This window comes from Paraburkholderia sp. BL6669N2 (genome assembly GCF_003387275.1).
Classification (GTDB): Bacteria; Pseudomonadota; Gammaproteobacteria; order Burkholderiales; family Burkholderiaceae; genus Paraburkholderia.
Genome location: NZ_QUNA01000002.1, coordinates 2,481,063 through 2,502,112 on the forward strand (window position 1 = coordinate 2,481,063; position 21,050 = coordinate 2,502,112).

The following is a 21,050-nucleotide window of genomic DNA, read 5'->3' on the forward strand; positions in this document are numbered from 1 at the left end:
GGACCGCTCATCGCTTGATACTTGACGGGCCGCCGCGCTGCAACGCGGCGGCCCGGCATTGCATTCACATACGCCCGCGCAACATGTCCGCAATCCGCTCCGCGATCATGATGGTCGGCACATTCGTGTTCGCGCACGGTATGGACGGCATCAGCGATGCGTCGCACACGTAGAGGCCGCTGACGCCATACACCGCGCCGCGCGCGTCGCAGACAGCGAGCGGATCGTCGGCCGCGCCCATGCGGCAGGTTCCAGATGGATGCCAGGTGCCGCCCACCGAGCGCGTCACGAAACGCGTCAACGCGTGATCGTCGGCGAGCAATTCGTTTAGCGTCGCGCCTTGCGTGACCACGCTGCGCACCAGCCACGCGCGCAACGGTCCGGCAATGTCCAGCAGCAGGCTCAGCATGCCGCGTTGCAATGCATTCCACGCGCCTGGCACGGCCACGCTCGCGACACGCGGCGAATAGCTCGAAGGCAGCAGCGTCGCGCGATGCTGCGCCATCATCGGATCAGCGAGCGTGCGGGCGCCGAAACGCAGCGCGAGCTTCAGCCGCTCGAGATCGCGCGCGTCGGCGAGCATGTTGAAGTCGACGATGGGTTCGTCTTTCGGATCAGCCGACGCGAGACTCACGCGGCCGCGCGAGTACGACTTGTTCACCCAGAAGAAGATCGTGCCGAGCCGGTGGCCGACCGAATGCCAACCCGAGCGCGAGAGGATCGCACCGTGCATGTCGCCGGGCACTGCCCCGCTCATCCCCGACGAGAAGCGCACGATCGCCTGCTCGTGATGCTCGTTCGGATATAACGCGCGGGAAGCGCGCGGCAGAAACGCCGACACGGCAATCGACGGATGCTCCATCAAATTGCCGCCGACACCGCCTCGATCCGCCACCACCTCGATACCGAGCGCGGCGAGTTCGGCCGCCGGGCCGATGCCGCTTCGCATCAGCAGCGCGGGGCTGTGAATCGCGCCCGAACAGATGATCACATGTTTGGCGCGCAACGTGTCGTTGCGGCCGTCCTGGCTGATCACGCGCGCGCCGATCACGAGCTTGCCGTCAAACAGCACGCGTTCGACGAGCGTGTGCGTGCGGATCGTGAGATTCGGTCGAGCGCGCACGGTGTCGTCGAGGTAGCAGACCGAGGTCGGGATGCGTTCGCCCGCAGCGCTCACAGCGATCGATCCAATGAACGTGCCGTCCTGCCACTCGCCGTTCTGGTCATCACGCCGCGGGTGGCCGCGTGCGTCGAGCGTGGCGAGCACCGCGCGCACGAATGGCGAGATACGCGCCCACCGTGCGCGCTGGATGCGAACCGGCCCGCTCTTGCCATGCAACGCGCCGTCGAAGTCGCAATCGGTTTCGAGCTTGCGGAAGTACGGCAGGCAGGCGCTCCAGTTCCAGCCGTGCGCGCCGAGCGCGTGCCATTCGTCGTAGTCGGCCGGCGCGCCGCGATTCGCCATCAGCGCATTGATCGCCGAACCGCCGCCGAGCAGGCGCGCCTGTTCGTAACGGCGCCGCGCGGCCGAGGCGCTCATGCATGCTTTCAGTCGCTTCCAGATGTTCGCCGTGTCGAGATAGGCGCGGCCAGGATAGCGGCTGCGCACTGCCTCGGGCATATCCGTTCGCGAGATATTGCGGCCGGCCTCGACGAGGCAGACGGTCTTGCCGGCATCTTCCGACAGGCGCGCGGCGAGCACGCAGCCGGCCGAGCCGCCGCCGAGAATCAGATAGTCGATCACGTTCGATGAATGCGCAGACGATGAGCCGTGCGGGACGCGCGGCAAGCGCTCAGCGTTGTGCGCGCAACTCGGCGCGTTGGCACTCAACGGCCTCGACTCGCGCGCGCAAGATAATGGCGCTTACTGCATGAACTTGAGCCAGCGCGCCTTCGCCTGGATGCCGGCGTCCGACGCCCACCATTCCTCCGACATCAATGCCTGCCTGGACGCATTCTCCGGCGAGCTCGGCAACTCGCTCGCACGCTTCGCGTCGATCTTGCCGGTCTTGAATGCCGCCGGATTGCCCGGACCGTAGTCGATATAAAGCGGCAAGTTGGCCTGCAATTCCGGCGAGACCGCTGCGTTGACGAACTTGATCGCCTCGGGCAGGTTCGGCGCGTTCTTCAGCACACAGAGTTGGGTGTTCTGCAGAATGCCGTCGTTGAAGGTGAAGTCGACATCGGGATTGTCCTTGCGCACCGCACTTGCACGGCCGTTCCAGATCATCGTCATATCCACTTCGCCGTCGTGCAGCAACTGCGCCGACTGGCCGCCCGAGGTCCACCACACGGTGACGTCCGGCTTGATCTGCTGCAGCTTTTTAAATGCCCGATCGACGTCGAGCGGATAGAGCTTGTCACGCGGCACACCGTCGGCGAGCAGCGCGGCTTCGAGCACGGTCTGCGGATCATTGCGCAATGCGCGCGTGCCGGGGAATGCCTTCACGTTCCAGAAATCGGCCCAGCTCTGCGGCACTTTTTTCAGCGACTTCTTGTTGTAGCCGATCACCGTCGAATAAAACTCGTACGCGACCGAGTACGGCGTACGGTATTTCTCCGGCATGGCCGCCCCATTCGGAATCTTCGAGAAGTCGAGCTTTTCCAGCAGACCTTCCTTGCCGCCGCGCAGGCAGTTGGAGGTCGGCGTGTCGACCACGTCCCAGATCGGCTTGCCGGTCGCGGCCTGGGCTTTGATCTGCGGCCACGCGTCCGGAATGCTGTCCTGGTTCACCGTGATGTTAAGCAGCTTCGCAGCCGGGTCGAGGATCGCCTTGGTCTGCGCTTCCTGATAGGTCCCGCCTTGCGAGACAAAGGTGATCTTGCCGGCGGCGGCAAACGCGGGCGTCAAACACGCGGGCGCGAGATTCGCGACGCCGAGGATCAGAACAGCGGCAAGCGGGCGCAACATGGGCTTCTTGATCACGACGGGGTCCTCGAAACGGTTGAGCGAACATATCGTCGATGTCATGCATCGTTGATGCCCAATATAGTGAGTCTATTTATTCGCGACAACGCCGGAATTGTTTGAGTGCCCATGACGTCACGTTATAACCCGGCAAAACCCCAATATGCCGTGAAAACGCCCGTTTGCGTGCGCGCGAGACACGCGCCGCATGCTGATGCCAGGTTATCGGCGCTCGAGACCAGACTCGAGGACTATGAATCATGGCGCTGATCAACAGACGGGCGTTTACGCTGCTCAAGGCGCGCGGCTCACTCGACAAGGCGCTGGAACTTCTCAACGAAACGCGCAGAGGCGGCGGGCGGCTGATAGTGACGGACCGACCGTCGAGCGGTGTCAGAACGGTGTCAATACGCACGGAGAAAACCGCATATATCGCATTGCAAAACGCCGCGCCAAATGTTTTTTGGCGGTCGATTATCATGATTCGATCACCTCACTCGAATGGTTCGGTGTTGGATATGACGAATACAGGCAAGGCGTTAGTAGTCGCGCTGGTTCTGGTGGACGTGGGCTTCATCGCTTACCAGCTTCTCCCTAAAAGCAATCGCTCCGAAGTGGCGCCGGACGCGGTGACGGCCAGTTCCGTCGCCACGGCGCCGGTTAGTCCGCGCGTGGACGGCACGCATGTGACCGCGGGCAACGTGGTTGCCACTTCGCCGTCCGCGAACAGCACGGGCGAGATCGCGGACGCGCCGTTGTCGCCCAAAACCGGGCCGGTCCTCAACGGCGCGCAGCCACAGGCATCGCGACATAAACCGCCGGGTCGCGCGCCTGCATCGGCAGAAGCGCGCGAGTCTGTCGCTGCGAAGGCGAACAGCGTGCAGCCGATTGCACGCGCGCGAAGCGATCTGACCCGGCATGGGTCGAATGCCGTCGCGGCGGCCATGACGGAACAACTTGTCAGGGAATCGTCCAAACCTGATCCGTCGCTGCCGATGCCACCGCCGACGCAGGCCGCACCGGCCAGCCAGGACCGCCGCGGGTCGAACCCCGTCGCCGCCGCGATGACGCAGGAACTGGTAAGACAATCCGCACGAATCGGTCCAGCTTCTCAGGCACCGGCTCCAGGCGGAACGCAATAATACTGCAGTCCGAACTAATTGAATGACCGCCTGCCTTCGATCGACAGGCAGCTTCCCAACTCACGGCAGCGTGGCTGTCGCGTGCATTTCGAACACCTCAACTCACTGCAATCGGCCCATTCGCCGACGGTTTGGGCGCGATGCCGCGTGCGCTTCGTCGCAGACTCGAAGCATGAAGTCGCCGGGCGAACGGCCTATACTGATTCGGACTCCCGCAGACCGTCCCTCCTCCACCTGCCTGTCTGGACCCAGCCATGCTGACAACCGACGACATCCGGTCAGTACCGCTCTTCGCCACCCTCTCCGGCGACGAACTCGACCATCTCGCGCACACGTCCGCGGACCTCCATCTGTCCGCCGGCGAGTTCGCGGTTCATGAAGGCGGCGAACGCGCACTGTACGTCGTGCTCACCGGCAAAATGGAAGTCATCAAGACGTTCGACGGAATCGAGCGCACGCTAGGCTGGCGTTTACCCGGCACGATCTTCGGCGAAGTGCCGCTTGCGCTAAGTTCGCCGTTTCCCGGCGCGTACCGCGCGGCGGAGCCGTCCCGCGTCATGCGTGTGGACGCTCAACGTTATTACGAACTGGCGGCCACATCGCCCGCTGTGGCGCTCAAGATGGGCGCGCTCGCGCGCGAACGCATCGGCGGCTTGCAGGGGCTTTCCGCTGAACCGCCCAAGGCGCGCGTCACCATGGTCGGCAGCCGCTGGGACGATGCCTGTACGGCGCTGCGGCATTTCCTCGCGCGCAACCAGATCAGCTACGACTGGATGACGCCGGACGCGCCCGAGCTGCCCAGGCGTTGGCCCGGAACCTGTCCGGCGGAAGAAGAGTGTCCGTCGCTGCGACTGGTCGACGGCACGGTGCTAAACCGGCCCGAGACCCGCGAGCTTGCCGGACTGCTCGGTCTGCAAACGCAGCCCCGTCTCGCCGAATACGACACGATGATCATCGGCGGCGGCCCGGCCGGTCTTGCCGCGGCGGTGTACGGCGCATCGGAAGGCTTGTGCACCATCGTGCTGGAACGCGAAGCGCCCGGCGGCCAGGCCGGCACCTCTTCGCGTATCGAGAACTATCTGGGCTTTCCTAACGGCGTCTCCGGGGACGAACTCGCGAGCCGCGCACTGCAGCAGGCAAGACGGCTCGGCGCTGAGATTCTGGTGACTCGGTCAGTCGACCGGATCGATGTGCAGGCGCGTAGCGTTCACCTCGACGGCGGCGACATCATCCGGACGCGCACCATCATTCTTGCGACGGGTGTCACGTGGCGGCGTTTGTCGATCGAAGGCTTCGACCGGTTTATCGGTAAGGGTATTTACTACGGCGCGTCACGCAGCGAAGCGAACGCGACGCACGGCCTCGACGTGTATCTGATCGGCGGCGGCAATTCGGCCGGCCAGGCCGCGCTGTACTTTGCGAATCATGCACGCATGGTGACGCTCGTACTGCGCGGCGATTCGCTCGAAAAGAGCATGTCGCGCTATCTGATCGAGCAGCTGCGCGGCAAGTCGAACGTGGCGGTGCGACTGCGGGCGGAAGTCGTGGGCGCGTACGGCGATACCCATCTGACGGCGATCGACGTGCGCGATGCGTCGCGCGAGGAAGCGCGCCGGCAAGATTGCGGGGCATTGTTCGTGTTCATTGGCGCGGACGCGGAGACCGGCTGGTTACCCGAAGAAATCGCCCGCGATGCGCGCGGCTACGTGCTCACCGGCGACGACGTCGTCAAGGCCGGACGCTGGTCTCATAACCGGGATCCCTATCTGCTCGAATCGAGCGTGCCCGGCGTGTTTGCCTGCGGCGACGTGCGCCTGAGCCCGGTCAAACGCGTTGCTTCCGCGGTCGGCGAGGGCAGCATGGCAATCGCGTTCGCCCACAAATATCTGCAGCAGGACGCCCGCTAGCGGCGGTCGTGCCGCGCGGCTATTCGGCCCGCGCGCGAAAGCGCGCCGGCCGCTGGACGGCGGCGCCGACAAGGCCTATTCTTCAGCGGAATACGTCGGTTTTCCGATCATCGCAGATTGACTAAAAAACAGGCTTCTGTTCGGCCGATTGGAACCTGCCCCGCCGGCGCACACTTGGCGTACCCATTGCGCAAGGAGCCCACGATGTCTACCCGCCACGATAAAGATGACGAGTTCGAAATCGTCTTGCCGGCTGTTTCGACGCCTGAATGGACCAGTCCGGTGCCGGGCGCCGACGCCGCAACAATGCGCGGGTTGCACCTCGCGTCGGAGAGCGTGCTGTGCCTCGCGACGCAGACCTACGACGCCGTTGCGCGCGGCGACGCGGCAGGCGCGGAGGCGACGCGCGCCTCGCTCGAACAGCAACTGCAACTGGCCACGCGCCTGATCGACGAGCTTCTGTTCGACGGCAGCGGCCCGCATACGACGCATTGACCGGCCCGCCGGCCGAACAGCACCCATCGCAGTCTCACCCTCTGAAAATTGACATGAGCGCTCTGACGGTAATTTTTTGCATCTGGGCCATGGTGGCCTTCTGCGCAATCCTCTTTATTCGCGGCGCCACCTCGCGCGTGGAGCGCCCAACCCAGGCACCGCAAAAGCGCCCGGCGCGCTTTTCGATCGCGGAGTGACTTAAAGCACTGATTCCGATTCGCACGTGAGAACACCTGCGAATCCTTCGAACGTTCTCATCGGAATAGTCGTACGGCAAAAGCGGCGCGGCAGCCCGTCATCACCACAGGTCGCAACGACCCGGCAGCCGCCGCAGCATGAATCCGAGCGGTGCAGTGCTGCGCGGCTGTCATCTGCGTTGCCTTTTATTCCATGGAGATCGTCTTCATTTAAGGCCGAGCCGTTTAGCGAGCCGGTTCAGATTCGCGCGGTCAAGACCAAGCTCGCGCGCGACCGCCGCCCAATTCTGATTGTGGCGCGCCAACGCGTCGACAACGGTGTTCCGCTCGAACTCGGTGACCGCGCTGCGAAAATCCTTCGATCCGTTCTCAGTTGTTTCGGCCTGGGTCTTCTGGACCCTGTCTTCTTCCGGCGCGGCGGCCAGCGCAAAGTCGGCGGCCGTCAACGTCAGAATCCGGCGACGCTCGCGATTCGCGGCCAGCGCCTTGAGCGCGCTTCGGCCGATCAGATGCTCCAGCTCACGCACGTTCCCCGGCCACGGATAACGCAGCAGCATGGCTTGCGCATCCGTCGCCAGACGCAGACTCAAAAGACCGAGCCGCGAGCGATTCTCTTCGAGAAAAAACCCCGCCAGCAGCAACACGTCGCGGCCGCGCTCGCGCAACGGCGGCACGCGTAACGGATAGACGCTGAGCCGATGATAGAAGTCCGCGCGGAACCGCCCGGCGCGAACCTCTTCAGCCAGATCGCGATTCGTCGCGGCGATCAACCGCACGTCGACCTTGTGCTCGTGGTCCGAGCCGATGCGCTGCAACTGGCCGTTCTGCAAAACCCGCAACAGCTTGGCTTGCACAAGTAGCGGCAGCTCACCCACTTCGTCGAGAAAAATTGTGCCGCCGTCGGCCAGTTCGAATTTGCCGCGCCGGTCCGACGATGCGCCGGAGAACGCGCCCCGCACGTGCCCGAACAGTTCGCTCTCGACGAGCGTATCCGGCAGCGCGGCGCAGTTCAGGCTGATCAGCGGCTTGTTCGCCCGCGCCGAGAGCGCGTGGATCGCGTTGGCCACGAGTTCCTTGCCGACGCCGGTCTCGCCGGTGATCAGCACAGTCAGATCGCTACCGGCGACCACCTCGATTTCCTTCATCAGATGCGTGTGCGCGTCGCTGCTGCCGACCATCTCGCGCCGGCTCTGGCTGCTCGCCTGCCGGTAGGCTTCAGCACGCGCCCGCTCTTCCTCGCTGCTGCGCGCAAGCGTGTCGATTCGTTCGACGACGCTCACGGTAGCGGCGGCCAAGCCCAGAAACGCCCGCAGCGACGCCATGTCGATGCTGTCGAAGCGCGCCGGGTCGAGCGCGTCGAGCGTGAGCAAACCCCACGGCCTGCCGCGCACGAACAGCGGACAGCCGAGGCAGTCATGCACTTCGAGATGCCCGGCCACGCCTTGCACGAGGCCGTCATAGGGATCCGGCAGATCGGAGTCGGCGGCGAAGCGGGTCGGCTCCGGCCGTGACAACAGTTGCTCGAAGCGCGGGTGGTCGCTTACACGAAAGCGGCGTCCGAGCGTATCGCTGCTCAATCCGTCGATGGCGAGCGGCACCAGCGTGTCGCCCTCCAGACGCAATAGAGCGGCCGCGTCGCCGGGAAACAGCGCGCGCAGGCTGCTCAGCAGACGGCGGTAGCGTTCGCGGTCGGACAGCTCACGCGAAAGATCGAGGATCAGCGGTGTCAAGACGTCCAGCAGTGCTCCCGCAGTCAGATTGACTCCATGAGGAGTCTTTTCGACTAAGGTCGAATTGACCATCATTAAACTCAGATCGTTGATTTGATTATATTTTATACCTGGCACGGAACATGGATACATCAGCACATCAGTCGAAGCACGACTGGATACCCACCAACTACCAGGACTTCCCATGCTTTCCGCCGAACACCGCGCCATCGTCAAAGCCACCGTTCCTCTTCTCGAAAGCGGGGGCGAGGCGCTGACCACATACTTCTACGACATGCTGATCAGCGAACATCCCGAAGTGCGTCCCATGTTCAATCTCGCCAATCAGGCGAGCGGCGCGCAGCAGCGCGCGCTGGCCAGCGGCGTGCTGATGTACGCACGTCACATCGATCAACTCGAACAACTGGGCGGGCTGGTCTCGCAGATCATCAACAAGCACGTCGCGCTGAATATCCTGCCGGAGCATTATCCGATCGTTGGACAGTGCCTGCTCAGATCTATCCGCGAAGTGCTCGGCGCGGAGATCGCCACTGATGCGGTCATCGAAGCATGGGCCGCCGCTTATCAGCAACTCGCCGGTCTGCTGAGCGGCCTCGAAGAGAAAATGTACGCCGAGCGCGAAGCGGCGCCGGGCGGCTGGCGCGGCACGCGGCTCTTTCGCGTCGCCCGTAAAGTGCGGGAAAGCGGCGAGATCACGTCGTTCTATCTGCGCCCCGACGACAACGGCAAGTTGCTCGCGTTCCAGCCAGGGCAATATATCGGCCTGCGGCTCGTGATCGACGGCGAGGAAGTGCGGCGTAATTATTCGCTCTCGGCCATCTCAAACGGCGAGGAATACCGGATCAGCGTGAAGCGCGAACCGAATGGCAAGGTGTCGAACCATCTGCACACGCGCGTCAATGAAAACGATACCGTGGAACTGTTCGCGCCGGCTGGGGATTTCAAGCTCGAAGACAGCGACAAGCCGCTGGTGCTGATCAGCGGCGGCGTGGGCATCACGCCCACGCTCGCAATGCTGCAAGCCGCGCTGAAAACCGATCGCCCTGTGCACTTCATTCACTCGGCGCGTCACGGCGGCGTGCATGCGTTCCGCGACGTGATCGACCAGTTGGCCGCGCGCCATCCGAAGTTGCAGCGTTTTTATTGCTATGAGCAGCGCCGCGCGGAAGATGCCGACGCGCACGGCATCGGCTATCTGGACGAAAAGCATCTGGACGCGTGGCTGCCCAAGACGCGTGACGTCGACGTCTATTTCCTCGGACCGATCGCGTTCATGAAGGCCATCAAGAAGCATTTGAAGGCGATCGGCGTGCCGGAGTCGCAAAGCCGGTATGAGTTCTTTGGTCCGGCTTCCGCTCTCGAATAAAACGCGGGTTGCGGTCGACATGCAAATAGCCGGAGCCGGCTATTCGCATGCAACGGCCGGGCGCGTTGAAGTCACGCCTTTAGCAAAGCGTTGCGCTCGTCACCCAGGACATGCTCTTGAAGCGCGCGATCATGGCGTCCACCAACTCGCGTTGCGCTTGAGCCAGCGCAATCGTGACCTCTTCAAAACCGCTGCCCGGAAGCGTCGTGACAGCGACTGTCTCGACGTTGCGGGAGAATGGAAATAGCACCTGCCAGATTGCGGCAATGCGCATACCATGAAGTGCCGCGCGCACCACGAGTCGATGACGGCCCTGCGTGTGCGATGTCAGTACCTGCAATCCGCTCTCAGAAGATTCACTGGTCATGTCGTGTCCTTTTATATTGACTGATCCGCATTGTTCGCGGCTTTTCGATGTTTGCCGATTCTCCCACCTTATTAAGGCATCTTGATGATTCCGCTCAAGCGCCTGAGCAAGGCGTCGGCATGCTCGCGCTCGACCCTCGATATTTCGCGCTGATTCAGTATTGTCTCGATACGTTGACGCCAATAATTCGGTTCATTGATGACCGACGTGCCGGCCATCGAATCACCTTTTGAAAGCAATCTCTCTAGCGTTGTGACTATCGTTTCAATATGCGAAAGATCGTTCCTATAAGAAGCGTGACTTCCCATTACATTCCCGGCTTACTTTATCAAGCGCCTTCGGACCGCCCTTCGAACGGGTTGGCAAGCAACGCGATACCCGTTTCGTTTCCGAATCGGCCGATCCGTCTGCTTGGAGGAAAGCGAAACAACAGCCCCCGGCGCATTTGCGCCAGGCTGCGTGAGCATTGCTGTTGACTGACTGGCTTTATTTGGCCCGCGCCTGAGCAGGCACCGTCAACTGACTGGCTTGCGCCATGGCAATGGCTTGCGCAGTGGCTTTGCGCATCGCGTCGTAGGCAGCGCCCGCGCTGGAAACCGCCGACTTGAACGCGGTGACCGCGAGTTCGGAACCTGCGGGCGCATTGCGCGCGAAGTCGTCGAACGCCGTCTGCATTTTCGTGTTGGATTGTGCGAACCGGTCTTCGACAATCTTCAGAAACTCGGCTTGTGCGTCATTCGCGATTTCAAACATGTGACTGCTATAAGACAGTACTTTCTCAGCGACGGGCTTGGCGTTGCTGGCCTGATGAACAAACAGCTCGACCGGCGTCTTACCCGACATCGCCATCTGCCATGCCTGCTCGCTCTCCGCAAGCGTGGCCCTGGCTGCCTGCAGGTTCAACTTAGCCAGCTCTTCAAAATACTGGAATGTTTGCTGCGCCAACGAAAAGGCGACGGCAACATTGGCACTTTGCAGGGAGATGAATTGATCTGGCGTCGAAAAATACACTCTGGACTCCTTCGTTAAGACGTTCACATTGCTCAGACAAGAGATATGCGAAACCAGCGGGATGCAAGCAGATTGTTGACCCTCGAATTGCCCCAAGCCGCTCGAATCGTTTTGCGATGCAGCATTAGATGAAACATTCTAACTTTGTTAAATCTGCACCTGGCGTACTCTTTTGTAAGTAATTACCCTTGTCTGACGGCGCGGTTTTGGCTGAGGAATCGCGCGGCTGCGATGGCTGAAAGATCAGTGGAATAAGCGCCACCTCGGCGCATGCGCCGACGGGTGGGAAGCAACGTGGAGAACACTGTCGATAAGCGGCTTGGTCGCGCTATGAAGTGCGTGGGCAGATGTGCGGTAGACGATCAAATACATGCGCATGTGACCGTCTATCGGATTGGAGAAAAGAATAAATGTGATGCGGATTTACAACCATCTATCCGCAGCGCCGCGCAATTCAATGCGGCGGCAATACCAGTGGGCCGCAATTGGTATCAGCAATAAAACGTCGCGAGTATTTTGGCCGTGTGCACTGGATCAGGCGCTCATGAACGCCAATTCCCTCTTCCTGCGAATCAACACGGATCTGGTGCCGGACACTCAGCGCGCTGAGGGCGCTGTCGGATTACCTCGAACAGCATCCTGAATCGATCGTATGAGGTAAATCCGCGGACCGCTGACGTGCTTCGAGGCATGCCCGTCGGCCGGGGTTGGCCCTGTGCGATGATGCCTCACGTCGAACCGCCCCCCCGGAGGTCATGATGAGCGGCAAATGGTTTTCGAAGTTCGCAAGCTTCCTTTCCACGATGACCGGCAGGCCGGTCATCTTTGTCCTGGCCGTCGCCATGGTGATCGTCTGGGCCCTCACCGGCCCGCTCTTTCACTACAGCGATACGTGGCAACTCGTGATCAACACGTCGACCACGATCGTTACGTTCCTGATGGTCTTCCTGATCCAGAACACCCAGAACCGCGACACCGCCGCGATGCAGATCAAGCTCGACGAGTTGATCCGCGCATTGGGAGGGGCTCACAACGCCCTGCTCGATCTTGAAGAGCTTGAGGAAAAGGACTTGACGCGCTTTCGACGACACTACGAAAAGCTGGCTGAAGAAGCGCGCGCTGTGTTGCGCGCCGGCGGCAGCGACACCGATTCGCCGTTCGTCGACAATCGCGATGATCGTGACGAAGACCGGCGAAGCGGTAAAGGTCGCGACGGCAAACCTGGAGCGGCGGAGCAACGCGACTAGCCAATGCATTGGTTGCGTGCGCACGCTTTGCAATAGCCGTCAGCGCGCGCAATGCTAGAAACGTGCGACGTCGATCACGGCATCGGCAAATGCTTTCGGCGCTTCCTGCGGCAGATTATGTCCTACGCCGCCGCCGATGTTCCGATGCGCGTACTTGCCGGTGAACTTCTTCGCATACGCCGCCGGGTCCGGATGCGGCGCGCCGTTCGCGTCGCCTTCCATCGTGATGGTCGGCACGGCGATCGTCGGCGCCGCGGCCAGGCGCTTCTCCAGATCGTCGTATTGCGGCTCGCCCTTCACCAGTCCCAGACGCCAGCGATAGTTGTGAATCACCACCGCGACATGATCAGGGTTGCTGAACGATTGTGCCGAGCGCTCGTACGTTGCATCGTCGAAATTCCATTTCGGCGATGCCGTATGCCAGATCAGCTTGTTGAAGTCGTGGCGATTCGCGTCGTAACCCGCCGCGCCGCGCTCCGTCGCGAAGTAGAACTGATACCACCAGGCCAGTTCCGCTTTCGGCGGCAACGGCGTGCGGTTCGCCTCCTGGCTGCCGATCAGATAACCGCTCACGGAGACCATCGCCTTGCATCGTTCCGGCCACAGCGCGGCGATGATATTCACCGTGCGCGCGCCCCAGTCGAAGCCGCCGAAAATCGCCTTGTCGATCTTCAACGCATCCATCAGCGCGATGATGTCGACCGCCACCACCGCCTGCTGGCCGTTGCGCGGCGTATCCGCGGACAGGAACCGCGTCGTGCCATAGCCGCGCAGATACGGCACGATGACGCGATAGCCGGCCGCTGCCAGTAACGGCGTGACTTCGGCAAAGGCATGGATATCGTAGGGCCAGCCGTGCAGCAGGATCACAACCGGACCGTTCTGCGGGCCCGCCTCGGCGTATCCCATGCTGAGCGTGCCCGCGTCGATCTGCTTGACGGTGTCGAACGAGGCGGCGCTCGCTCCCGCCTTCGTGCTATTGGACTGTGCGTTGGCAAGCCCGCTTAGTCCCAGTTCCATCAGGCTGAGGCCCGCAACCGCCGTCCCAAGCAGACGACGCCGCCGGGTGTTGATCTGGTCAGACATGGCTAATTCTCCTTATGTGCGACAGCGCTGAATTGAACAGTGCGCCCGCGCGACGCACCGAATGGTTGAAGCAAAACATCGCGAGGCGTGGCCGGCAGAAACGCCCGTCCTCGAAGCCGAATTTAAGTTACGGCTTGGCGTAGATCGCACCGAGACCGATCACTTCAGAGTCCGGCGCACGCGAACCCGACGCCGAACTGCCAACCGTCGCCGAGCCGTATGACGATGCCGTCGGCCCGTTTTGCGCACTCACGCGAGCTTCGGCAGCCAGGATATTTCTGGGGTACTGCGTCTCGTCGCTCGCGGGGTTGTAACCGGCCTTCTCCAGCTGCACGAGTTCCGCGCGAACCTGCGCCCGAGTGAGCGGCTGATTCGATTGTGCGAACGACAAAGCCGGCAGAGCAACGGCAGCGGCGACGATAAGCGATTGAATGACTTTCATGACTTTCACCTCGAGAAAATGTCTTCCACGCAAACGCCCGTTTGCGTTCTGGTTAGCAAGGCCAGTTCGGCTGGCTTGGAAGCATTAGACCCCGTGGACGTATCTGGCTTATGTCGGCAATGCCCGTTGATGAAACGTTATGTACCTTGCTACGGTGCGGATACATTGCGATACAAAGAACGGGGCGACGTTAAGGCTTCAGCCCGCCTCTAAGTCCTCGCCCATGATGAGCAGAAAGGGTGTTGCCTGGGCGGAAATGCTCAGTTTCCTGTAGAGATTGCGCCGGTGAACCTTGGCCGGGGCGGGTGATGCACTCAGCTGTTTCGCCATGTTTCTGGTCGAGTGACCGGTGAGAATCATTAGCGCGACTCCGGTCTCGCGATCGGTCAGCCATGCATTGGATCGCCTGCGCAATGCTTTGTGTCTCCGCGATCAACTGAGGTTTTCTGTTGGGCCAAAAGACCACCGCCACCGGGTCGCCGCTGATGAAACGCGACATCCCATACCTCAAGCGCCATGTCAGTGCGGACGCAATTCAAAGCGGGGCGGTAACTTACAATGCTGCGGATGAGCCAATCTTCTACAGCATCGAAGCGAAACCTGCTGACTTCCTATTTCTCGAGTGGCGATGCCATTCGCAGTCGAAGCGTCAGTGACATCGTGCTGTCAGGCACGCTCGACGTGCCACCGCTCCCCGCTCGTGTGCTTGCGGACTGGGACAGGGAGACGTCGTCGCGCATGGTCCTCGAACCCGGTGACGTCGAGGTCATGCCGCTGGCGCGAACGCAAGTGCGCTGGCCGGACTACACGCGCTGCGTGCGAGCAGCGTCCGAATGGACGGCTGCGCTAGGCCTCCCCGGCGTGCTTGCCGTCAGCGACATTGCGCTCATGGCCTGCCGTGGCGCGAGATATCACTATGACGGCGCGCAATATGGCGGTGCGGCCTTCTGCAATCTTTTTCTCAGCGAAGACAAGGGGCTGGATGTGCATTTCCCCGGTACGGGTCATCGCATTCCCCTGACTCGCGGCACGGCCTTGATATTCGATACCGGCCAGCCACATGGGGTAATCCGGCGCGGCAGCAGCGGATTCAATGCTGCCGACTTCGCTGCGGATCAGGATTGCACGCAAATATTCCTGACGTGGGAGCTTCCCATCGAAGACGTGCATGTGGCGCAGACGCTTAAAGTTGCCTTCGACATTGCCTCTCCAACCTCTTTGCACGCGGATAAAGAGCAAGTGTGCGTGAATGGCGAACCCGCCATGGTGTGCCCGGAAACCGGTCGTTGGTGTCGGGTTGAATGATCGTTGAGGTTTAAGCGGGCTGTCGCGGTTGAGCCTTGCCTCCTGGAGGCAACCGCCTCAAGATTGCCCTCCAGGCGTTCGCGGCGTTGGTGGTGACCGCACTGGCGTTACCTGCAAGCCGCGGCCTGAGGCGACTCGGCCGCAACCGCACATGCATGGCCTGACGACGCCTTAAGCCATCGCGTTCGCTATACGGCAATACCTTGCGTGACCGGTGCGGCGCAAACCGCTTCGCAATCTTGCGCTTCGGGCGCGATCGTCGTGATTGGCGTGACTAGCTTCGCCAGCGGCAGGCGCACCACGAATTCCGAGCCGCGGCCCAGTCCTCCGGAAAACGCTTCGACGGTGCCGCCATGGCTCGCGACGATATCGCGCACCACCGCCAATCCGAGCCCATGCCCCCTGGTTCCCAAGGCGCGGCCCGCAAGCCCGCGCGCGTAGGGCTTGAAGATGCTCGCAAGCTCGCCCGGCGCGATGCCGGCCCCTTCGTCGCTCACGCTGATATAGCAGTAACGCCCGGCTCGTGACGCTGTCACCTTGATCGCATCCGCAGCCGCCGAATATTTGAGCGCGTTGATCAGCAGATTGACGAACACCTGAGTCAGCTCGCCGAAGTCGCCTTGCACCCGCAACGGTGCGTCGCCTGCCGTCACCTGAATCGGCGCGTGATCTGGCGCGCCCGCTTCGGCTACCAGCACACAATGCGCGAGCAGATCGCCGACATCGACCGGCGCGCGATTCACCACCGCTCTCTCACGCGACGCACATGCCAACGCGCCCAGCGCCGGATCAACGGAACCGGCGGAACCGGCATCGTCCGCCGCCATCAATTGCTGGGCCAGTTGACCGAGCACGCTGGCCTGCCGTGAGAGTAGAAGCGCGTATCGCGTCAACTGTTCGTCATGGCCGTACTGGGTGTTCAACAAACGCGCGAGCAGGCCGAGCGGGGTGATGGCATTGCGGATTTCGTGGCCTATCGTTGCGCCGATCGCAGCCTGTTCCGATTCATCGCTACGCCCGGCAAGGGTGACGACGTGCTCCGCACGTTGCACGCTCTGCCCGCCAGCCTGCGCACGCGCATGCCCGCAAGTCTCGACGCGCGGCCGCTCGATCTTCGCATCGTGCAGACGCTCGATGTCCCGCGCCTGCGCAGTGCGAAGCTTCTGCACGCAGTACGTGCACAAGCCGATGATCGGCAGCGCAGCAAGCCTCTCCTTCAGCGAGGCTTCATAGTCGAGCAGCGCAACCCAGTCGGTGCTTTCGTTGCAGACGGCGTCGCCGGCCACTCGCAATCCTTCGAAACCTCGCCCCAGCGCGTCATTGATCGCCTTCGACCATAAGCCCACGGTGGCGCCGCCGTTGAAGCCCGTTTTAGGCGAGGCGTAAATCTGCGCGCCGTCGAGAATCTGCAATTGGCCTGCATCGATATATTCCGCGAGTGCGGGCGCGGTTCGCGTGAGCATATAGCGGGCTTTGTCGGGTCCCAACAGCGCGGGCGCGATCCACACGGCCGCTTCGCGATTGGCGAGTCCGGCATGCAGGAAGTCCGCGGTGACGCTGAGCAATTCGCTCCGCGATTCGTAGAAGTGACACAGATGGGAGCCCCAAGTGAGGGCGCCAAGCGCTGGAAAACCGCTTTTACGAGGTCCGGTGGTCATCGTTTCCCTGAGAGTGCGTGGGTCAAGAACCACAGTCGCGCCAGGCTTTAACGATGTCCCGCGCGCTCGAATATGAATGTCACGGCCCCGCTCGCGTCGATCCGCCGATCCTGTTGAAGGACAGGAAGCGGTTCCGCCGCGTTGGTGCTCGATATTTGGGATTCAGCAGAATTTGAAAGTACGCGAGGGCCAGCTTTGACAGAATAGATATTTTCCCTATGCATGTTTTTGGGCGGCAATGAGCGTCTGGTCACATGGGCGTCAATCACGTGTGGTATTCGATCTGGAAAGGGGCAATGCGCTCACGGCGGCCAGGTGCTCGCCACGAGCAGATCCTCGGCATTGTTCGGCGGGCGCAGACCGTCGGTCCTGCCGGAGAAGTAGCGCTGCGTCAGATCGGCCGCCGGGACGTGTATCGCTTCGCCAAAGCCGGCTTCATGGGCCAGCGCCAGCATCTCCGGCGGAGTGAAGAAGCTGATAAAAGGTGTCCCGCTTGCTCGCGCGCCCTTCTCCGCCATCTCGAGCCCCGGACGCACCTCAGGGTCCGCCAGATGCAGCGGGAGCAGGAAGGTCATGGCAAGCGTCGATCCCGGCGCGAGCGCCGCGACCTCGCGCAGCGTGGCCATGTTCGCTTCCAGAGTGAGATACATACTGACGCCCGTGGAGACCACGATCGCCGGCTTGCTGTCATCGAAGCCCGCAGCCGTCAACTCATCCCGCCAGTTCCGGCCCGCTTCGAAATCGACCGGCACGAAGCGCAGCCAGTCCGGCACGCCGTAGCCGAGTTCGATCAGGCGCTGGCGCTTCCATGCCTGAGGACCTGGCGGGGTCGATCTCGAACACCTTGAGGCGGCACGCGATCTCCGGCCTGCGCTGCGCGAAACTGTCGAGCCCCGCGCCGAGGATCACGTACTGACTCAGCCCGCGCCCGGCCTGTTCCACGACCAGGTCTTCGATGAAGCGCGCTCGAGCCACGATCGAAGCGCGAAACGGACGCGTGAACTGCGGGTCCATGTCTCCGCGTCCGCGCCAGTCGTCGCCTGGAGCCAGCAACTTGAGGCCGACTGTGTCTTCCAGCACATGCGGCGGCGGGTCCGCCTCGACGTGCAGCGCGCGCCACAAGGCGACACGCGCAGCGGTGCTGTCGGGCGCCGCATTTCGCGTCTCGTTCATGAGTCTCGATCCGGTTGTTTGGTTCCGGGCTCCGATTCGCCATCGCACACCAGCAGCTGTCGCAATCCTGCCGCGCGCAACAGGCTATGATTGCCACGTGAATAGACGAGCCGATGACGGGGGACAGCGTGTCACAGACAAGCTCTGATCGCAAGACGACCTTCAGCACACGCCTCTTATGGTTCGTTGGACTGTGGTTGCTCGGCGTTGCCGGCGCAGTGCTGCTCGCGCTGCCGTTCCGGCTTCTGATCGCCGCGGCCATGCATTATCAGCATTGATTCGTTGTTTCCACCTCAATGCCGGTCGAGCATTTTTGGCAACTGGCCAAGCTGTCGAAATAGCGATAGCCAATCTTCGAGGTGCCAGGTTTTCTCGATCAGATTTCCACGCATCTGATGGAAAGAATGAATCGCGAATTTCACATGCTTCGAACTCGCGTCGATGCCGAGCAGCTTGCCCGTTTGCGTGCCGCTGATCTCCGCGCGAACCCCTATCCGGTTGCCATGCACCAGCAAATCGAGAATTTCGACTTTCAAGTCCGGCAGCGCGGTCGCTATGTCATGGAACACCTGAACCATTTGACCGGGTCCGGGGGCGACGCCGCGAGGCTCCGGAATGTACTGCCAGTCAGGGGTGACAACCTTCGCCAATAACTCGACGCTTTTCTGCTCGAACGCTCGATAGAACCCTTCAACCGCTTCTCGCGCCACCGCTTCATCGGTACCTGAGGTCATGATCTGCTGCTCCTGAGGGTGCAAGTCGCCATGGTAGACCGAATCATTCCGGGTGGCTTCACGGCATTCAACGTCGGGCCGCCCTCCGTTTGCATGCGAATGAATGCGGCCGTTTTTTTGCCAATCCGCCGCGCCATAGCGCGTCCCGAAACCGGCACCCAGTACCCACAAATTATCTGCCCGGTATAACATCTGTGAGCGTGATGGACGTCAACCATGTCACGCATGTTGCGCCCTTCCTGCGACAAGCCAAAGCGGCATGCATGCGTGCGGCGTCGCGGTGACCGCAATAGCTAACCTGCTTCAGTCATCCAAACGAAACTCGCGCCCGCCTCCGGCATGAAACGCGCAGGCGGAACGACGTGGGTTCTACTGCTGTAGGAACCCGTAACGGTCTAACAACAATCAAGCCGATGCCCAACGAAATCCCGCAACCGCAAGCAATTTGTAATGACGTCTCCCGCAGCGCGATCTTCATTGTCGCGACCGTCGCGAACGACCGTGACCAGGAGGCCAAGGTGCGCGAATGGTGCGGCGACATTGCCGCCCTCGTGCGCGCGGTCGGCAAGCGTGTGCCGGCCGGCAATCTGTCGTGCGTCTGCTCGTTCGGCTCCGACGCATGGGACAGGCTGTTCGGCGCGCCGCGGCCCGCCCTCCTGCATCCGTTCCGCGACATCGGCGAGGGCGAGCGTCGAGCGTTAGGGACACCGGGCGATTTCCTGCTGCACATCCGCGCCGATCATATGGATCTCTGTTTCGAACTCGCCACGCAGTTGCTGGGCGCGCTCGGCGACGCGGTCACCGTGGTCGATGAAGTTCACGGATTTCGCTACTTCGATATGCGCGACATGGTGGGTTTCGTCGACGGCACCGAGAACCCGACAGGCCGCGCCGCCGACGAATACACGCTGATCACCGAAGACCCCGGCTTCGAGGGCGGCAGCTATGTCCTCGTGCAAAAGTACCTGCACGACATGGACGGATGGAATGCGCTTTCGGTCGAGACTCAGGAGCGCATTATCGGCCGCAAGAAATTGTCCGACGTCGAACTGGACGCGGCGGTCAAACCGTCGTCATCGCACAGCTCGCTGACCACGATCACCGAGAACGGCAAGGAAGTGAAGATCTTGCGCGACAACATGCCATTCGGCCGCCTGGGCGCGGCCGAATTCGGCACCTACTTTATCGGCTACGCACGATCGCCCGCGCCGATCGAGCAGATGCTGGAGAACATGTTCATCGGGCGGCCGCCGGGCAACTACGACCGGCTGCTCGACTATAGCCGCGCCGTCACGGGTGGCCTGTTCTTCGTGCCGTCGGCCACCTTGCTCGAAGAACTCGCGGACCGCGATCCGCCGAGCGTCACGGCCGCCATCGAAACACAACCCGAACCCTCTTCGCCCGCCGAGCCGCGCCACGACGGCTCGCTGAATATTGGCTCTCTCAAGGGAATCTCCCAACATGAATAACCTGCATCGCGAGCTCGCCCCCATTTCCAGTGCCGCCTGGTCGCAGATTGAAAACGAAGTGGCGCGCACCTTCAAACGCAGCGTAGCGGGCCGTCGCGTGGTCGACGTCAAGGGTCCGGGTGGAACCGAACTGTCCGGTGTCGGCACGGGGCATCAGACCGCGATTGCCGCGCCTCAACAAGGCGTCGTGGCCAAGCTCGCGGAGGTCAAGCGCGTGGTCGAGTTCACCGTGCCGTTCGAGTTGCAGCGCGAGGCGATCGATAGCGTGCTGCGCGGCGCGAACGACGCCGACTGGCAGCCCGCGAAAGACGCAGCGAAAGAACTCGCCTATGCGGAAGATCGCGCGATCTTCGACGGATACGAGGCAGCGGGAATCGGCGGGATTCGCGAAGGCTCGTCGAACGCGCCGCTCGCGCTGTCCGCCGACATCGGCGATTATCCGCACGCGATCGGCAATGCACTGGAGGCGTTGCGGCTCGCCGGCGTGGACGGGCCTTATTCCGTGCTGCTCGGCGCCGACGCCTACACGGCGCTCAGCGAGGCACGCGACCAGGGCTATCCGGTGATCGAGCACATCAAGCGGATCGTGAACGGCGACATCGTCTGGGCGCCCGCGCTGAGCGGCGGAAGCGTGCTCTCCACGCGAGGCGGCGACTTCGAGTTGCACCTCGGTGAAGACCTGTCGATCGGCTATCTCAGCCACACTGAATCGGTCGTGCGCCTCTATCTGCGCGAAACGCTGACATTCCTAATGTTGACGAGCGAAGCCTCCGTGTCGCTGACGCTCGCTGAATAAGCGCGGGTTCTTGCGGG

Annotated in this window: 20 protein-coding genes and 1 pseudogene; 10 read left to right on the plus strand and 11 right to left on the minus strand. The window is 62.1% G+C overall.

Going from position 1 to position 21,050, the window contains the following annotated elements; genetic code table 11:
• Positions 1 to 64 precede the first annotated feature (64 nt).
• Together B0G80_RS33610 and B0G80_RS33615 are read right to left on the minus strand one after the other, a co-directional pair.
• Entirely contained in the window at positions 65 to 1,744 is a 1,680-nt protein-coding gene (locus B0G80_RS33610) for a GMC family oxidoreductase (RefSeq protein ID WP_116123818.1), read from the minus strand.
• 120 nt (positions 1,745 to 1,864) lie between these two features.
• A complete protein-coding gene (locus B0G80_RS33615; RefSeq protein WP_116123819.1) occupies positions 1,865 to 2,911 on the minus strand; it encodes an ABC transporter substrate-binding protein in 1,047 nt (348 codons plus the stop codon).
• A 515-nt stretch (positions 2,912 to 3,426) separates the two neighbouring features.
• Here B0G80_RS33615 and B0G80_RS33620 point away from each other — a divergent pair.
• The 4 genes from B0G80_RS33620 to B0G80_RS46165 all read left to right on the plus strand — a co-directional run bounded on the left by B0G80_RS33620 (position 3,427) and on the right by B0G80_RS46165 (position 6,649).
• Positions 3,427 to 4,050, plus strand: coding sequence for a hypothetical protein (locus B0G80_RS33620; protein WP_258879108.1), 624 nt, complete (start codon positions 3,427 to 3,429; stop codon positions 4,048 to 4,050).
• Positions 4,051 to 4,304: 254 nt separating this feature from the next.
• The gene (locus B0G80_RS33625) at positions 4,305 to 5,957 is read left to right on the plus strand and encodes a cyclic nucleotide-binding domain-containing thioredoxin-disulfide reductase (RefSeq protein ID WP_116122127.1); all 1,653 of its coding nucleotides are present in this window, start codon (positions 4,305 to 4,307) and stop codon (positions 5,955 to 5,957) included.
• 204 nt (positions 5,958 to 6,161) lie between these two features.
• The gene (locus B0G80_RS33630) at positions 6,162 to 6,452 is read left to right on the plus strand and encodes a hypothetical protein (RefSeq protein ID WP_116122128.1); all 291 of its coding nucleotides are present in this window, start codon (positions 6,162 to 6,164) and stop codon (positions 6,450 to 6,452) included.
• Between the two features lie 53 nt (positions 6,453 to 6,505).
• The gene (locus tag B0G80_RS46165) at positions 6,506 to 6,649 is read left to right on the plus strand and encodes a hypothetical protein (protein WP_166679001.1); all 144 of its coding nucleotides are present in this window, start codon (positions 6,506 to 6,508) and stop codon (positions 6,647 to 6,649) included.
• 206 nt (positions 6,650 to 6,855) lie between these two features.
• Here the strand turns inward: B0G80_RS46165 and norR are convergent, their stop codons facing one another.
• Positions 6,856 to 8,451, minus strand: coding sequence for a nitric oxide reductase transcriptional regulator NorR (norR, locus tag B0G80_RS33635; protein WP_116123821.1), 1,596 nt, complete (start codon positions 8,449 to 8,451; stop codon positions 6,856 to 6,858).
• A gap of 112 nt (positions 8,452 to 8,563) precedes the next feature.
• On the opposite strand from norR, the gene hmpA reads away from it, so the two are divergent.
• Complete coding sequence (hmpA, locus tag B0G80_RS33640; protein ID WP_116122129.1) at positions 8,564 to 9,745, plus strand: NO-inducible flavohemoprotein; 1,182 nt, start codon at positions 8,564 to 8,566, stop codon at positions 9,743 to 9,745.
• 79 nt (positions 9,746 to 9,824) lie between these two features.
• On the opposite strand, the gene B0G80_RS33645 is transcribed toward hmpA, so the two are convergent.
• Together B0G80_RS33645 and B0G80_RS33650 are read right to left on the minus strand one after the other, a co-directional pair.
• Positions 9,825 to 10,112 carry a hypothetical protein gene (locus tag B0G80_RS33645; protein WP_106283194.1) on the minus strand — a complete coding sequence of 96 codons (288 nt, stop codon included), beginning with the start codon at positions 10,110 to 10,112 and terminating at the stop codon, positions 9,825 to 9,827.
• Between the two features lie 486 nt (positions 10,113 to 10,598).
• Complete coding sequence (locus B0G80_RS33650; RefSeq protein ID WP_116122130.1) at positions 10,599 to 11,123, minus strand: phasin family protein; 525 nt, start codon at positions 11,121 to 11,123, stop codon at positions 10,599 to 10,601.
• 755 nt (positions 11,124 to 11,878) lie between these two features.
• On the opposite strand from B0G80_RS33650, the gene B0G80_RS33655 reads away from it, so the two are divergent.
• Entirely contained in the window at positions 11,879 to 12,370 is a 492-nt protein-coding gene (locus B0G80_RS33655) for a low affinity iron permease family protein (RefSeq protein WP_116122131.1), read from the plus strand.
• Between the two features lie 54 nt (positions 12,371 to 12,424).
• On the opposite strand, the gene B0G80_RS33660 is transcribed toward B0G80_RS33655, so the two are convergent.
• The 3 genes from B0G80_RS33660 to B0G80_RS33670 all read right to left on the minus strand — a co-directional run bounded on the left by B0G80_RS33660 (position 12,425) and on the right by B0G80_RS33670 (position 14,312).
• On the minus strand, positions 12,425 to 13,456 hold the full coding sequence (locus B0G80_RS33660) for an alpha/beta fold hydrolase (RefSeq protein ID WP_116122132.1): 1,032 nt from the start codon (positions 13,454 to 13,456) through the stop codon (positions 12,425 to 12,427).
• A 127-nt stretch (positions 13,457 to 13,583) separates the two neighbouring features.
• Positions 13,584 to 13,898, minus strand: coding sequence for a DUF4148 domain-containing protein (locus B0G80_RS33665; protein WP_106283190.1), 315 nt, complete (start codon positions 13,896 to 13,898; stop codon positions 13,584 to 13,586).
• A 198-nt stretch (positions 13,899 to 14,096) separates the two neighbouring features.
• Positions 14,097 to 14,312 carry a LuxR C-terminal-related transcriptional regulator gene (locus tag B0G80_RS33670; RefSeq protein ID WP_258879109.1) on the minus strand — a complete coding sequence of 72 codons (216 nt, stop codon included), beginning with the start codon at positions 14,310 to 14,312 and terminating at the stop codon, positions 14,097 to 14,099.
• Between the two features lie 144 nt (positions 14,313 to 14,456).
• Between B0G80_RS33670 and B0G80_RS33675 the strand changes: the two genes are divergently transcribed.
• Positions 14,457 to 15,203 carry a hypothetical protein gene (locus B0G80_RS33675; protein WP_116122134.1) on the plus strand — a complete coding sequence of 249 codons (747 nt, stop codon included), beginning with the start codon at positions 14,457 to 14,459 and terminating at the stop codon, positions 15,201 to 15,203.
• A gap of 188 nt (positions 15,204 to 15,391) precedes the next feature.
• Here the strand turns inward: B0G80_RS33675 and B0G80_RS33680 are convergent, their stop codons facing one another.
• Positions 15,392 to 16,861 carry an MEDS domain-containing protein gene (locus B0G80_RS33680; protein WP_116122135.1) on the minus strand — a complete coding sequence of 490 codons (1,470 nt, stop codon included), beginning with the start codon at positions 16,859 to 16,861 and terminating at the stop codon, positions 15,392 to 15,394.
• A gap of 302 nt (positions 16,862 to 17,163) precedes the next feature.
• Positions 17,164 to 18,034 (minus strand): annotated as a pseudogene (locus tag B0G80_RS33685) (class I SAM-dependent methyltransferase).
• Positions 18,035 to 18,162: 128 nt separating this feature from the next.
• Between B0G80_RS33685 and B0G80_RS46170 the strand changes: the two are divergent.
• The gene (locus tag B0G80_RS46170; protein WP_181920229.1) at positions 18,163 to 18,312 is read left to right on the plus strand and encodes a hypothetical protein; all 150 of its coding nucleotides are present in this window, start codon (positions 18,163 to 18,165) and stop codon (positions 18,310 to 18,312) included.
• A 15-nt stretch (positions 18,313 to 18,327) separates the two neighbouring features.
• On the opposite strand, the gene B0G80_RS33690 is transcribed toward B0G80_RS46170, so the two are convergent.
• Positions 18,328 to 18,768 (minus strand): ester cyclase, encoded by a 441-nt coding sequence (locus B0G80_RS33690; RefSeq protein ID WP_116122136.1) that lies wholly within the window; start codon positions 18,766 to 18,768, stop codon positions 18,328 to 18,330.
• Between the two features lie 413 nt (positions 18,769 to 19,181).
• On the opposite strand from B0G80_RS33690, the gene B0G80_RS33695 reads away from it, so the two are divergent.
• Together B0G80_RS33695 and B0G80_RS33700 are read left to right on the plus strand one after the other, a co-directional pair.
• A complete protein-coding gene (locus tag B0G80_RS33695) occupies positions 19,182 to 20,237 on the plus strand; it encodes a Dyp-type peroxidase (protein WP_116122137.1) in 1,056 nt (351 codons plus the stop codon).
• Positions 20,230 to 21,033: a family 1 encapsulin nanocompartment shell protein gene (locus tag B0G80_RS33700; RefSeq protein ID WP_116122138.1), complete on the plus strand. Its 804-nt coding sequence runs from the start codon at positions 20,230 to 20,232 to the stop codon at positions 21,031 to 21,033. The genes B0G80_RS33695 and B0G80_RS33700 overlap by 8 nt, the downstream gene beginning before the upstream one ends.
• Positions 21,034 to 21,050 lie beyond the last annotated feature (17 nt).